The organism is Streptomyces sp. NPDC001536 (assembly GCF_042894505.1).
GTDB lineage: Bacteria > Actinomycetota > Actinomycetes > Streptomycetales > Streptomycetaceae > Streptomyces.
Window position 1 is genome coordinate 75,790 of sequence record NZ_JBIAVQ010000009.1, and the last position, 13,436, is coordinate 89,225.

Annotated in this window: 13 protein-coding genes and 1 pseudogene; 9 read left to right on the plus strand and 5 right to left on the minus strand. The window is 71.5% G+C overall.

Annotation, left to right across the window (positions count from 1 at the left end; all coding sequences use genetic code 11):
* The first annotated feature begins 67 nt into the window (after nucleotides 1–67).
* A complete protein-coding gene (locus ACFY0U_RS24365; RefSeq protein WP_388639613.1) occupies nucleotides 68–394 on the plus strand; it encodes a hypothetical protein in 327 nt (108 codons plus the stop codon).
* 111 nt (nucleotides 395–505) lie between these two features.
* Nucleotides 506–1,618 carry a hypothetical protein gene (locus tag ACFY0U_RS24370; RefSeq protein ID WP_388639097.1) on the plus strand — a complete coding sequence of 371 codons (1,113 nt, stop codon included), beginning with the start codon at nucleotides 506–508 and terminating at the stop codon, nucleotides 1,616–1,618.
* Nucleotides 1,619–2,199: 581 nt separating this feature from the next.
* On the opposite strand, the gene ACFY0U_RS24375 is transcribed toward ACFY0U_RS24370, so the two are convergent.
* Entirely contained in the window at nucleotides 2,200–2,481 is a 282-nt protein-coding gene (locus tag ACFY0U_RS24375; RefSeq protein ID WP_388639099.1) for a chorismate mutase, read from the minus strand.
* A 325-nt stretch (nucleotides 2,482–2,806) separates the two neighbouring features.
* Here ACFY0U_RS24375 and guaA point away from each other — a divergent pair, with 325 nt between their 5' ends.
* A complete protein-coding gene (guaA, locus tag ACFY0U_RS24380; RefSeq protein WP_388639101.1) occupies nucleotides 2,807–4,384 on the plus strand; it encodes a glutamine-hydrolyzing GMP synthase in 1,578 nt (525 codons plus the stop codon).
* A gap of 20 nt (nucleotides 4,385–4,404) precedes the next feature.
* On the opposite strand, the gene ACFY0U_RS24385 is transcribed toward guaA, so the two are convergent.
* Nucleotides 4,405–4,878 carry a pyridoxamine 5'-phosphate oxidase family protein gene (locus ACFY0U_RS24385; protein WP_388639103.1) on the minus strand — a complete coding sequence of 158 codons (474 nt, stop codon included), beginning with the start codon at nucleotides 4,876–4,878 and terminating at the stop codon, nucleotides 4,405–4,407.
* A 173-nt stretch (nucleotides 4,879–5,051) separates the two neighbouring features.
* On the opposite strand from ACFY0U_RS24385, the gene ACFY0U_RS24390 reads away from it, so the two are divergent.
* Nucleotides 5,052–5,855: a class II aldolase/adducin family protein gene (locus ACFY0U_RS24390; protein ID WP_388639104.1), complete on the plus strand. Its 804-nt coding sequence runs from the start codon at nucleotides 5,052–5,054 to the stop codon at nucleotides 5,853–5,855.
* A 17-nt stretch (nucleotides 5,856–5,872) separates the two neighbouring features.
* Here ACFY0U_RS24390 and ACFY0U_RS24395 read toward each other — a convergent pair.
* Nucleotides 5,873–6,759, minus strand: a pseudogene (locus ACFY0U_RS24395) (DUF4429 domain-containing protein).
* Nucleotides 6,760–6,946: 187 nt separating this feature from the next.
* Between ACFY0U_RS24395 and ACFY0U_RS24400 the strand changes: the two are divergent.
* From ACFY0U_RS24400 to ACFY0U_RS24410, 3 genes are all read left to right on the plus strand, one after another.
* A complete protein-coding gene (locus ACFY0U_RS24400) occupies nucleotides 6,947–8,224 on the plus strand; it encodes a hypothetical protein (RefSeq protein WP_388639106.1) in 1,278 nt (425 codons plus the stop codon).
* A gap of 163 nt (nucleotides 8,225–8,387) precedes the next feature.
* Nucleotides 8,388–8,747, plus strand: a complete 360-nt coding sequence (locus ACFY0U_RS24405) for a hypothetical protein (protein ID WP_388639108.1) — start codon at nucleotides 8,388–8,390, stop codon at nucleotides 8,745–8,747.
* Nucleotides 8,748–8,872: 125 nt separating this feature from the next.
* The gene (locus tag ACFY0U_RS24410; RefSeq protein WP_388639110.1) at nucleotides 8,873–9,400 is read left to right on the plus strand and encodes a DoxX family protein; all 528 of its coding nucleotides are present in this window, start codon (nucleotides 8,873–8,875) and stop codon (nucleotides 9,398–9,400) included.
* A gap of 120 nt (nucleotides 9,401–9,520) precedes the next feature.
* Here the strand turns inward: ACFY0U_RS24410 and ACFY0U_RS24415 are convergent, their stop codons facing one another.
* Nucleotides 9,521–9,760: a hypothetical protein gene (locus tag ACFY0U_RS24415; RefSeq protein WP_388639112.1), complete on the minus strand. Its 240-nt coding sequence runs from the start codon at nucleotides 9,758–9,760 to the stop codon at nucleotides 9,521–9,523.
* Complete coding sequence (locus ACFY0U_RS24420; protein WP_388639113.1) at nucleotides 9,747–11,237, minus strand: PspC domain-containing protein; 1,491 nt, start codon at nucleotides 11,235–11,237, stop codon at nucleotides 9,747–9,749. Before ACFY0U_RS24420 ends, ACFY0U_RS24415 begins: the two co-directional genes overlap by 14 nt.
* A 189-nt stretch (nucleotides 11,238–11,426) precedes the next feature.
* On the opposite strand from ACFY0U_RS24420, the gene ACFY0U_RS24425 reads away from it, so the two are divergent.
* Entirely contained in the window at nucleotides 11,427–12,719 is a 1,293-nt protein-coding gene (locus tag ACFY0U_RS24425) for a PspC domain-containing protein (RefSeq protein ID WP_388639115.1), read from the plus strand.
* Nucleotides 12,716–13,426, plus strand: a complete 711-nt coding sequence (locus ACFY0U_RS24430; RefSeq protein ID WP_388639117.1) for a LuxR C-terminal-related transcriptional regulator — start codon at nucleotides 12,716–12,718, stop codon at nucleotides 13,424–13,426. The genes ACFY0U_RS24425 and ACFY0U_RS24430 overlap by 4 nt, the downstream gene beginning before the upstream one ends.
* Nucleotides 13,427–13,436 lie beyond the last annotated feature (10 nt).

The window sequence follows — 13,436 nt, forward strand, 5'->3', positions numbered from 1 at the left end:
CTCGTCCGATTCGCTCGCCGTGGCGGTCGGTGAGGAGGTGTCGGTCGCGCTGGCGGTGGGCGTCGACGTGTCGCTGGGCGCCGAGGTGTTCGTCGGCGAGGTGGTGTCGGTCGCCGTCGCGGTCGGTGTCGCCGTGTCGCTCGGCAGCTCGGTCGGCGTCGAGGTCGCCGTTTCGGTGGGGGTCGGCGACGTCGTCTCGTCCGCGAACGCGGCAGGCGCGGACAGCAGAGCCAGCGGGGCTATGACAGCCGTCGCGGCCGCTGCGGCCATGGCACGGCGAAGCTTCATGAAAGACCTCAGGACGTCCGGTGTGCTGCGTGTGGCAGCACGTGAGTGGGGCGGTGTGGGCCCCGCGTGTGGGGCGCGGGTGTGGCCCTTGGTTCGCCTGGTTTGATTCGTGAAGCCTGTGAATGGTTGCCCCCGCATTCACAGAAACCTTATGTGGCCTGAGTCACATCCCGATTGCGCTTGTGAAAGAGCTTTCCCAGCCCTTAGAACTGCCGTCGTGTCTGACAAGCCGTCCGAGGACTCCTCCTCGACCCCCGAAGTCCCCGACGACGTCTGGGAACAGTTCGCTCGCGCCAATGAGAAAGAGGCTCCGAAAGAGCCTTCCGCGCGAGCCCGCCTGGTGACGGAGCGCCTGCGGCAGCAGGAGTCCCGGGGTGAGTCGCCCGAGGCCTGGCGCGCGGGTCCGCCGGTGCTGGAGAGGAAGCGCGGCCGGCGGGTGTGGACGGTCCTCGGTCTGCTCCTCGCCCTCGTCGTGGCCGTCGTGGCGCTGAAGCCTTCGCTGCTGCCGGGCGGCCCTTTCGGCAGCGGGACCTCCGACTCCGCCGCCGAGTCGCCGCTCCCCGAGGAGACCGCGGCCCCGACCGCCCCGCCCTCCTCCGCGGCCCCCGCGACACCCACCCTGGACGACCCGTTCGCCGGCTCTCCGGCCAAGCGCTGGGCCGACGGCGAGGCCGGCATCCTCGCACCGAAGGCGGAAGCGGTCGGCGGACGGCCGAAGGCGGACGTCGCCCAGGCCCTCCAGCTGACCAGAAAGCTGCTGATCTCCTCGAACCTGGACCCGGCGACCCTGCGGGGCGAACGCCCCGAGGCGGCACTGAACATATTGGACCCGAAGCAGCAGGACGTCCTCTCCGATCTGGAGACCGGCCTGGGCAAGCCGGACGCGAAGCACGACCCGCTCTCCATGTTCAGCCGCTTCGACCCGGACGAGGTCCGGCCGGTCGGCGACGTCGTGAAGGTCCGCGGCCGGATGACGTTCGAGGCGGGCGAGGGCACCGCCGTCGCCGTCCACGCCGACTACACCTTCGTCTACCCGGTGGTCCGCACCGACGGCTCGACCGAGGTGACCCGCACCATCGTCCGCCGCGTCCTCGACGTCGAGCTCTCCGATCCGGCCAAGTACGACATCACACCCGGCAGGCTCACCGTCCTGCGGCACGACCGGGACGCCGGCAACTCGGCCTGCGACGTCCACGACGGCTGGTTCCACCCGCAGTTCCCCTCGGACGGCCCGACGAGCGCGCCGCCGTCGGGACCGACGTCGGACCCGTACGACCGCAGCAAGGACATCAGCGAGGAGAAGGACTGCGGGACGGTCTCCCGCGTCTGACGCCGCACGTCCGTTCGGGCACAGCGAAGGGCCCCGCGGGACGGAGCCGCGGGGCCCTTCTTTCGTCAGCACCGGCGTCAGGGCAGCGCCGGTGCCTGGGAGCGGCGCCGGGGGGTTGCGCCGCTTGCCTCGCGAGCCTGGGTCGGCGCCCCGGCGCAAACGGGGCGCACAGCTGGTCTCGACCTCTGGCAGTGCGGGAGGACAAAGGCAATGTGGTTGTCTGCGAGGGGACTTGGGCTTTCTAGGCATCGTGCTGGATGGACCCGGCCACCGCAACCGTTTGGCCCGGTCTTGTACGTGTTCCCGTACTTTGCCTTGTACTCGTTTGTGCGGATTCCGTCGGCCGGCCCCGGGCGTCCCCGGAGCCGACCGTTCTCTTGGGTGACCGGGCTGCTGTCCCCTGCCGTCCGGTCACTTACCTGGAGCGAGGTCCCACGACATACGGCACGATCCGTACGTCTCATCGCCCCAGCGAGCCACGCGTGGTTCTCTCGGGCCCGCCCCTGGCTGGCGCGGACACCCCACCAACGAAGCGGTCCGCGTCCCGGTCACGCGCCGTACGGGTGAGGAGGGGCCCGAACTCAGATGCGACCCCTGCACAGTTCGAGAAGGGTCATCGCGAGCGAGGTGCCCGGCTTGCCCAGCGCCTCGCTGTAGTGGGTGAGGACCTCCATCTCGCGGGAGAGGTTCACGCGTCGGCCGCCGGAGGTGATCCGTGCCTCCTGGATGACGGCGGACACGGCCATCCGTTCCTGGATCAGACCGATGATCCGGTCGTCGAGCGCGTCGATGCGCTCACGGGCGCCGGTGATCAGGTCCGCGGCCTCGGAGGTACGGGCGCCGGTCACGTCGATGGCGGTCATGGGGAGCTCCTCGTCTGGAAGGGGTCGAGGTGCCCCGGAGCGACAGGGTCCGCAGGAAACGACAGGCGCCCCGGACCTTGTCGGCCCGGGGCGCCTGGGAAGTCGCTTGTCAGTAGCTCAAGCAGCACGACCATGGCAGCCGGCGGGCCGGGTGCCATAGGTAAAGAGGAAGGTCGGGTGCGTGAGCATGGGAGCAGTATGCCCCGCCGCACGGGGGCGTCCAACCCGGTTCGCATCGTGAGACAGGGCTTGTCCCGGGAGCGGCCCCGGCGCGCCCGGTAGACTCGGCCCCACACTCACCTCGCTCACCGCCGGAAGGCAACCCGTGTCATCAGCGACCCCCGCCGCCGCCCCCGACACCGTCCTGGTCGTCGACTTCGGCGCGCAGTACGCCCAGCTCATCGCCCGCCGCGTCCGCGAGGCCCGGGTCTACAGCGAGATCGTGCCGAGCACCATGCCGGTCGCGGAGATGCTCGCCAAGAACCCGGCGGCGATCATCCTCTCCGGCGGCCCCTCCTCGGTCTACGCGGAGGGCGCCCCGCGCCTGGACCGCGAGATCTTCGAGGCCGGCGTCCCCGTCTTCGGCATGTGCTACGGCTTCCAGCTGATGGCCACGACCCTCGGCGGCACGGTCGACAACACCGGCGCCCGCGAGTACGGCCGTACGCCACTGCACGTGTCGCGGTCCGGCTCGACGCTCTTCGAGGGCACCCCCGACGAGCAGTCCGTCTGGATGTCCCACGGCGACGCCTGCTCCGCCGCCCCCGAGGGCTTCTCCGTCACGGCCGCCACGGACGTCGTCCCGGTCGCCGCCTTCGAGAACGACGAGAAGAAGCTCTACGGCGTCCAGTACCACCCCGAGGTCATGCACTCCACGCACGGCCAGCAGGTCCTGGAGCACTTCCTGTACCGGGGCGCGGGCCTGACCCCGTCCTGGACCACGGGCAATGTGATCGAGGAGCAGGTCGCGGCGATCCGTGAGCAGGTCGGCGACAAGCGCGCCATCTGCGGTCTGTCCGGCGGCGTCGACTCCGCGGTCGCCGCGGCCCTCGTCGCGCGCGCCATCGGCGACCAGCTGACCTGCGTGTACGTCGACCACGGCCTGATGCGCAAGGGCGAGACCGAGCAGGTCGAGAAGGACTTCGTGGCCGCGACCGGCGTCAAGCTGGTCGTCGTCGACGCGGAGGAGCGGTTCCTGACCGCTCTGAAGGGTGTCTCGGACCCCGAGGAGAAGCGGAAGATCATCGGCCGGGAGTTCATCCGGGTCTTCGAGCAGGCGCAGGCCGAGATCATCGCGGACGAGGGTCCGGCGGTGGAGTTCCTCGTCCAGGGCACCCTCTACCCCGACGTGGTCGAGTCCGGTGGCGGCACCGGCACCGCCAACATCAAGTCCCACCACAACGTCGGCGGCCTCCCCGAGGACCTCGAGTTCCAGCTGATCGAGCCGCTGCGCAAGCTGTTCAAGGACGAGGTCCGGATGGTCGGCCAGGAGCTGGGCCTGCCGGAGGAGATCGTCCAGCGCCAGCCGTTCCCCGGCCCGGGCCTCGGCATCCGGATCGTCGGCGAGGTCACCAAGGAGCGGCTCGACCTGCTCCGCGACGCCGACGCCATCGCCCGCGAGGAGCTCACCGCGGCCGGCCTCGACCGGGACATCTGGCAGTGCCCGGTGGTCCTGCTCGCGGACGTCCGCAGCGTCGGCGTCCAGGGCGACGGCCGCACCTACGGCCACCCGATCGTGCTGCGCCCGGTGTCCTCCGAGGACGCCATGACCGCCGACTGGTCGCGACTGCCGTACGAGGTGCTGGCGAGGATCTCGACGCGGATCACCAACGAGGTGGCCGACGTCAACCGCGTGGTCCTCGACGTGACGTCGAAGCCGCCGGGCACCATCGAGTGGGAGTGAGCCCCCGCTGGTGAAGGGGCTCAGGTGCGCTTGATCGTGCGCACCGGCTCACCGGGCTTCCAGATCTGGACGACCAGGTACTTGTCGTCCTCGACGTAGGTCCGTACGACCTCCGTCAGCTCGGTGCGGAAGAGGTGGAACGGCTCCGGCGGTTCCACCTCTTCGCCGTATCCGGCCTTCGTGTCGGCGTCGACCACCTCGATCGCCCGCCCGCTGATCCGGACGTCCCCGCCGCCCATGCTCTGCCCCTCCCCGGGGTTCGCCTGGAGCGCGAAGCGCCCGTCGCGGAGCAGGTCGAGCGCCTTGAGCGAGTCCGGCATCATCCCGAGCCAGAGCTCACCGTTCAGGAAACGGACCTCCAGACCGCTCGTGCGCGGGGAGCCGTCCTTGCGGAGCGTCGCGAGGGTGTGGTGGGTGAAGGCGCCGAAGCGTTCCTCGACCCGCTCGGCGAAGTCGGGTTCGGCGGTGGTGAAGGCCGCCCAGTTTGCTGTCATACGGCGAGTCTGGCGCGGATACCCGACACCCGCTGTCCGTATTGCTTCCGAATTGCGGGAAGTGGCGTCAGCCGGATCGATTGCGCACGTCATCTTTTCATAACGGCTCTGTTCTCCTGCGCTGACCGGCGGTAACTTCCGCCCCGTAAAGCAACCCCAGTGCTGGAGGACAGATGCACGGGACGTATGGGCCCAACCCGCCGCCACCCCTGCCCACGGACAGCCTCCAGTTCGCGATGCCGCCCATGCACGACGCGGTCGAGGACGAGCGCCGGCACCGCAAGGAACGGCTCGCGGGGGCGCTGCGGATCTTCGGACGGATGGGCTTCGAGGACGGGGTGTCCGGGCACATCACCGCGCGCGACCCGGAATTCACCGACTGCTTCTGGGTCAACCCCTTCGGGATGCCCTTCAAGCACGTGACGGTCAGCGACCTGGTCCTCGCCAACTCCGAAGGACAGGTCATCGAGGGCCGCTACCACGTCAACCAGGCCGCGTTCGCCGTCCACGCCCAGGTCCACGCGGCTCGCCCCGACGTCGTCGCGGTCGCCCACTGCCACTCCGTGCACGGCCGCGCGCTGGCCGCCCTGGGGGAGCTCCTGGAGCCGATCACCCAGGAGAGCTGCGCCTTCTACGAGGACCACGCGGTCTACGACGCCTACTCGGGGGTCGCCGTCGACGCCGCCGAGGGCCGCCGGATCGCCGCCGCGCTCGACTGCCGCAAGGGCCTGGTGCTGCGCAACCACGGCCTGCTGACCGTGGGGGACTCGGTGGACGCGGCGGCCTGGTGGTTCCTGTCCATGGAACGCTCCTCGCAGGTCCAGCTGACGGCCCGGGCGGCAGGCCGTCCGGTGCTCATCGAACACAAGGCGGCCGTCGCGACGCGGGAGCAGCTGGGCGGGGACCTGGTGGCGTGGATCAACTATCAGCCGCTGTGGCAGGACATCAGCCGGAGCGAACCGGACCTGCTGAGCTGAGCCGCATCGAAGAGGGCTCAGAAACCCCGGAGCACCGCCGCCTTGGTCATCGTGAACTCCTCGTCCGTCAGGACGCCGTCGCGGTGCAGCTCGCCCAGCTCCCTGAGCCTGCGCAGGAGCACGTCGTGGTGGTCGGCCTGGGGCGGGACGGCCGCCGGGAGCGGGGCCGGGGCCGGGCCCGGGCGGTCCGCGTAGTCGTTGCCGGTGCGGGTGGAGGGGTGCGGGAGCCGGGCGGTGACCGCGGTGGCGACCAGGGCCGTGAGCAGGTCGCGGCGGGCGCTGCCCCACAGATCGAGGGCGTACGGGTCCTTCTCCGGCGGCAGTTTCGAGAACGCCGTCTCGCGCGTCACGAAGCGCAGGAAACCGTCCTCGTAACCGGAGTTGGGCAGCCATTCGACCCCCACGAGGTCGCCGGCGGCCCGGTCGCCCGTTTGACCCGGTCGGAGGTGTCCGACCAGTCGATACGGACCTGGAGACCGTCGAAGGAGACCGTGCCGTCGGAGGAGCGCACCGACACCGGGACCGGCGGACCCGCCAGCAGATACGTCTTCGTCGGGTCCTTGGGAACCTGGTCCAGCAACAGCGCCCGGCGGATCTCCTCCGCCATGTACTCGGCCACGCCGGACCGGTCGATGTCCACCAGCAGCCGGTACGGGTCCGCCGGGTCCGGCAACCGTCCGCCCGTGGCGTGGAGCAGCGGGTCCGCCCCCTCGCGCAGCCGCATCCGCAGCCGCCCGCGCTTGCGTTCGGGTTCGTAGACCACGCTCGACACGGCCTCCAGAGGCACGGCGATCTCGCCGTACGTCTGCCGGAACAGCGGCACGGAGCGATGGAGTCCCGGCGTGATCCTGACCGTCGTGCCGTCGAAGGCCCAGGTCCCGTCGCGCTGGATGATCTCGGCCATAGGGAAATTCTCGCAGCCGGGTCAACACGGCGGCCCCGTCTTCACCCGCCCTGACCACACCTGCCGAACGGGCGCCCAGTGGCGTAGGGCACAATTCGCTGTCATCGCACGGGAGTTGCAGAGCGGTCGCCGAGGCTTCGGCAAGGGCCGCAGCGCGTGAAGATCGCGGGGAAGGCGGGCGTCGGACGTGGCGGTGCAGGAGGCGAGACAGAGCGTGGATGCGGGCGCTCACGGGGGCGGCTGCACCTGCGGGGACTGTCCGCACGGAGCGCGGGCGGGGCATCGGCGGGCGGTCGCCGAATTCCTGCTGAAACGGGACGAGTTCGCCGCCGGACAGGGGCTGCCGGCCGCCGTGGCCCACTCGGCCTCCGCCTCCCGGCAGTGGGTGTCGGAGGAGCTGACCCAGTCCGCGGAACTCGTCGCCGAACGCGGCCGCGCCGAGGGCGAGGCCTGGTTGGCACGCCTGTGGAGCCGTACGGCGTACACGGTGTGGGCCGGTGTGGTCGTCCTGCTGCTGGTCCAGGCGCTGACGGCGATCGGCGCGGGCTGGACCTCCGCCCGCACCGCCGGTCTGCTGGCCGCGCTGCTGACGGCCGGCGCGCTGACCGCCGCGTCCTGGTTCCACCGGGCCCGGGGCGGCGCGCTCGCGCCCGTGATCGGCGAGGACAACCGCCTGTCCACCTCGCGCGCGGTGGCCGTGGCCTGGGTGCTGTTCGTGGCGTACGCCGTGCTGGTCCTGGTCGGCCGGCTCGCCGCCGCCTCCGACCCCGCCGAGCGCGACACACTGATCTCCGGCTTCGAACTCGCCCGCGGCGCGGGCGTGGTGACGGTCCTCGCTGTGGTGTGCGGCATCGCGGTCCTGGTACGGCGCGTGGTCGGCGTGCGCGTCCTGGGGCAGCGGCTCCAGAAGGTACGCGCCGACCGCCCGCGCGCCGCCGATCTCCTCACGGACGACGCGGGCCGGGGCACCTTCGCCGACATCCAGTACGTCGTGATCAGCACCGTCGCCCTGCTGTTCGCGGCGGTCCGCCTCGCCCGCCGCCCCGACCAACTCCCCGACCTCCCCTGGGGCCTCGCGGTGGTCGTCCTCATCTCGGCGGCGACCTACGTGGCCGGCAAATACGCCGAGGGCGGCCGTCCGGTCATCCTCTCCGTCGTCCGCGCCCGCGAGGCCGGCGACCTCGACGCGCCGATCCGCACGGGCGACGACATCGAGATCCGCGGCGCCGGTTTCGTACCCCCGGGCGCGCAGGGCGCGGAGCGGCTGTCCCGCATGACGGTCCGCGTCGGCACCGTCCACGTCCATGTCCCCCTCGTCCCGGTCAACGGAGGCTTCAGCAACCCGACGGACGCGGTCCTCACCGTGCCGGTGCCGGCGGATGTGGAGCCTGGGCGGGTGGAGGTGCAGGTGGTCACCGCGGCGGGCGTGGAGACGAATCGGTACGGGATCGATGTGACGGAGTGAGGGGTGGGCGGGGGTGGCTGGTGGCGGGGCCGCGGGAGAGTCGGGTGGGGGCGTGAGTGGTGTGTGGGCGGAATCGTGCTCGTGGGCTCGTGAGTTCGAGGGTGGCGGGTGGCGGGTGGCGGGTTCGTGGGCTCGTGGGCTCGTGGGCGAGGTGGGCTGAGGCATGAGTGACAACGTCCTCTCCGTCATCCCGACCGACCCGCACTGGCAGCCCGAGCGTCCCGCCGCCGACCGGGCCGTCGCCCTCGTGACCGCGCTGACCGGCGGCCTCGCCGTCGACACGGACGTCGAGATCGACGTCGACTGGTACGACGAGCCCGCCGTGGTCGACAGCGGCCAGAACCTGAGCCGGATCGGGTGCCCGCACTGCCGGGGCTCGATCGACCTCGACTGGCCCTGCGGCTTCGCGCGCTTCGAGATCGCCGCGTGGAATCCGGAACGCAACCCGCTCACCGACGAGGAGCTGGCCGCCGTCGCCACGGCACTGGGACACCCCGTACGCCAGATCTGCGCCCACATCTGACGCCGCGGGCACCCGGCGGGGCGGACGCCGGAAAAGGGCCGCGTCAGCATTGAGCGGCTTCTCCCGTTCGTGCGTATCGTCTTCTGAGGGGCCACGGCACGCTGGGTGAGAGGCGGCTCGGAGCGATGACGCACAGCTTCCGTACGGACACGCACACCCCCTATTACGACGGCGACCGGAGCTGGGGGGACACCGCCACCCGTTACGCCCTGCTCCCACTGCGGCTCTTCCTCGGCGTCACCTTCATCTACGCCGGCCTGGACAAACTCACCGACAGCGCCTTCATGAAGGCCTCCGGAACCGGTTCCATCGGCGACCAGATGCGCAACGTCCGGGACTCCGCGGCCATCCCCGAAATGATCGACATGGCCCTCAAGAGCCCCGTCGGCTTCGGCTACGCCATCGCCCTCGGTGAACTGGCCGTCGGCATCGGCACCCTCATCGGCCTCCTCGCCCGCCTGGCCGCCCTCGGCGGAGCCCTGATCTCCCTGAGCCTCTGGCTGACGATGAGCTGGGCCGCGGAGCCTTACTACTTCGGCAACGACCTCGCCTACCTGATGGCCTGGCTCCCCCTGGTCCTCGCAGGCGCCCCGTACTTCTCGGTGGACGCGGCCTGGCGATCCCGCCGACGGGAGCGGGCGACGGGATATTAGGCCGGCGGTGGTGTAGCGGGCGCGGGTCCGGGCGGGTCCTCGGCGCGGGAGGCCGGGGGCGGACGGGCGTGCGAAGTGGAGTGGGGCGGGGTGAGGCAATCCAGCCGCCCCCCTCCTGAGTCAGCCCGCCACCTCCGACTCGCCCCCCGTGTTCACCCCACCCCCCGCACGCCGTCTACGGATCGCCCGAGTAGCGAGCCCCGTCGCGCCCGCCAGGCAGAGGCCGACCGTGACGACGGGGATGACCGCGAACCACGGGGTCTCCCAGGTGCCGCCCGCGTCGCCGGCGTAGATGATGCCGGCGAGGATCAGGAAGAGGCCGGCGAGGAGTTTGCCGGGGCGGAACTCATGACGTAGCACGGCTCACCTCCGCTTGGCCGACGCCGACCTGGAGGTCGAGGTCGAGGGTGCCGGAGGATCTGGTGCCCTTGGGGGGTGTCAGAGTGGCCTCCTTGTACTTGCCCGGTTCCACGTCCACGTCCTCCTGGTCGTCGCCCGGGAGCTGGATGTCGCCCACGCCCACGTCGATGCTGACCTTCACGGTCGCGTCCTTCGGTACGACCACCTTCAGCTTGCCCACGCCCACCTCGGCCCGGGCGGTCACCGTCTGACCCTTGGCGAGGTCCAGCTTCGTCAGATCCAGCGTGCCGACGCCGGTACCGAGGTCGTACTTGGGCTGGACGTCCGCGACCGCGGCGGGCCGCCAGGTCTCCTCGATCCAGTGCGTGCCGATGTCCTTGGGCAGCGCGGCCGCACCGGCGAGGAGTCCCGCGGTGAGCACCGCCAGGAAGATCGAGCCCGCCCCCGTACGCCCGAGGAAGGAGCTGATCGCGATGCCGAGGCCGATGACTATGAGGGCGCAGGACAGGCCGGTCTGGAGGCTGGTGCCGAGCGGGTGCTCGTTCCACGTCAGGCTTGTGCCGAGACCGCCCGCGAGCAGGGCCAGGACGAAGACCCAGCCGCCGATCCAGCGGGGGCCGCGCGGCTTGGGGGGCTGTGGGCGGGCGGTGCGGGTGGCGGCGCGCACCCCGTCGTATCTGCCGAGGCCGATGTTGATGGCCGCCGCGATGTCCCGGTCGCGGGAGTCGCGGGGGCCCCACAGATAGCCGGTGCCGCCCTCGTGCGTGCCGTCCTTGACGATGGGCTCGCGCCACCAGGACGGGTATCCGGGGCCGACCGGCGGTGCCTGGGCCTCCGGCGGGGCGTCGGCGACGGCCTGCGCGGCCAGCGGGTCGGTGTCGGGGGCGCCGCGCCGGCGGGCCCAGTAGCCGGCGCCGGCGAGGAGGAGGGAGAGGACGACGGCGAAGGTGAGCACCCCGCCGTTGTTCAGCATCGTCAGGAACACCCCGCAGCCGACCAGGGCGAACAGCACGGCCGTCAGGGCCTGGCCGTCGACGCGGCCGGTGAGCAGTTTGCGGACCTCGTTCTCCTCGTCGTCCTCGTATGGGACGAGGAGCCAGGCGAAGCCGTAGAAGATGAGACCGATGCCGCCGGTCGCGGAGAGCACGGCGAGCGTGATGCGGAAGATCACCGGGTCCATGTCGCACTGCCGCCCGAGCCCCGCGCACACCCCGGCGAGCACCTTGAACCGCCGGTCCCGCCGGAACCTCGCGGGCGGTGCGGCCGCCCCGGCCTCCGCGGGTGCCTCGGCCCCTCCGCCGGCCGGGCTGCCGGGCGTGCCGTCGGCAGGGCCCGGCAGCCCGGCCGTACCCGATTCCGTCCGCGCACCCGCCCGCACGTGCGCGCGCGAATCCTCACCGGCGGCGGCCGCGGGGGGCGCGGCGGACGAGGCACCCTCGTCGGGCGCCGGGTCCGCGGCGTGCTGGTGATCTGTCATGTGTCCATGGTGACGGGCGAGCCGCCCCGGCGGGAGTCGGAACGACCCTGGCCGGACCCTGATATCGCCCCTGAGCCGACGCCGGGGAAGCGTTCGACGGCCCGACGTTTCTGCGGGTTTCGAAGATCAGGGGCGTCTAGGGGGCCGACCCTGATGCCCCCGCCCTCCCGCCGTGTGAACATCGATGGCATGCCGGAAGCCGCAGCAGCGCCACTCGTCGAACCGCGGCCGCCGCGCAAGCTCTACCGCAGCAGTGACGGACGCTGGCTCGGTGGTGTGGCGCGGGGGCTCGCCGGGCATCTCGGGCTGCCCGTCATCTGGGTGCGGCTCGTCTTCGTGGGCCTGTTCATGGCGGACGGGCTCGGTGCCCTGTTGTACGCGGCGTTCTGGTTCTTCGTGCCGCTCGGCGTCGGAGGAGTCGGCGGGCAGCGGCCGCCGTCCCTCGTCTCCACCGAGACCTCGCCGGACGGCCGTCGCAGACTCGTCGCCCGCAGACCCGACAAGGGCCAGATCGTCGCCCTGCTCCTCATGGTCGTCGTGGCCATGGTCTTCGTGGGCAACGTCAATCTCGGCACCGGCGCCAAGGCCTACCTCTGGCCCGCCGTGCTGGTCGGCGCCGGCGTGGCCCTGGTCTGGCGCCAGGCCGACAACGCCCGCCGGGCCCGCTGGGTCGAGGTCGGCCGCCGCAAGCGCACCCTCAGCCTGCTGCGCGCCGCGGGCGGCGTCCTGCTGGTCACGGCCGGCGTCTCCGGCATCTTCGTCCTGCAAGGCTCCGCGGCCCACCTCGGTTCGGTCCTGCAAGCGGCCCTCGCGGTCCTCGTCGGCATAACGCTCCTCGCCGGCCCCTACCTCGTGCGCATGACCCAGGACCTCTCCGAGGAGCGCCTGATGCGCATCCGTGCCCAGGAGCGCGCCGAGGTCGCCGCCCACGTGCACGACTCCGTGCTGCACACCCTCACCCTGATCCAGCGCAACGCGGAGAACGCGAACGAGGTGCGCCGCCTCGCCCGCGCGCAGGAGCGCGACCTGCGCACCTGGCTCTACAAACCCGAGGGCACCGGCAAGGACGAGGCCGACGAACCCACCACGCTCGCCGACGCGGTCCGGCGCAATGCCGCCGAGGTCGAGGACAAGCACGGCGTCCCCATAGAGGTCGTCATAGTCGGCGACTGCCCCCTCGACGAGCGGATCGGCCCGCAGATGCAGGCCGCGCGCGAGGCGATGGTGAACGCGGCCAAGTACGGTGGCGAGGGCGGCGCGGTTCAGGTCTACGCCGAAGTCGAGGGACGGACGGTCTTCGTGTCGGTCCGGGACCGCGGTCCGGGCTTCGACCTCGACTCGATACCCGCCGACCGCATGGGTGTCAGAGAATCGATCATCGGCCGCATGGAGCGCAACGGCGGCACGGCGCGGCTGCGCGCGGTGCCGGACGGCGGCACGGAGGTCGAGCTGGAGATGGAGAGGGCGGAGAAGACGTCATGAGCGACGAGGCGAACGGTACGGCGGAGGCCACCGACAGCGCGGACGGGCGCAGGGTGCGCGTGGTCCTCGTCGACGACCACCGCATGTTCCGTACGGGCGTACAGGCAGAGATCGGCCGGACCGAGGAGACCGGTGTCGAGGTGGTCGGCGAGGCCGCGGACGTCGACCAGGCGGTCACGGTCATCACCGCGACCCGGCCCGAGGTGGTCCTCCTCGACGTCCATCTCCCCGGTGGCGGCGGTGTCGAAGTCCTGCGCCGCTGCGCCCCGTTGATGGCCGACGCCGAGCAGCCGGTCCGTTTCCTCGCGCTGTCCGTCTCGGACGCGGCGGAGGATGTGATCGGTGTGATCCGGGGCGGCGCGCGGGGGTATGTCACCAAGACGATCACCGGGACGGATCTGGTCGACTCCGTCTTCCGGGTCCAGGACGGCGACGCGGTGTTCTCGCCGAGGCTCGCCGGGTTCGTACTGGACGCCTTCGCGTCCACGGACGCGCCGCCGGTGGACGAGGACCTCGACCGTCTGACGCAGCGCGAGCGGGAGGTGCTGCGGCTGATCGCGCGGGGGTACGCGTACAAGGAGATCGCCAAGCAGCTCTTCATCTCGGTGAAGACGGTCGAGTCCCATGTGTCGGCGGTGCTGCGGAAGTTGCAGCTGTCGAACCGGCATGAGCTGACTCGCTGGGCCACGGCTCGACGGCTGGTGTGAGGCCCCGGCC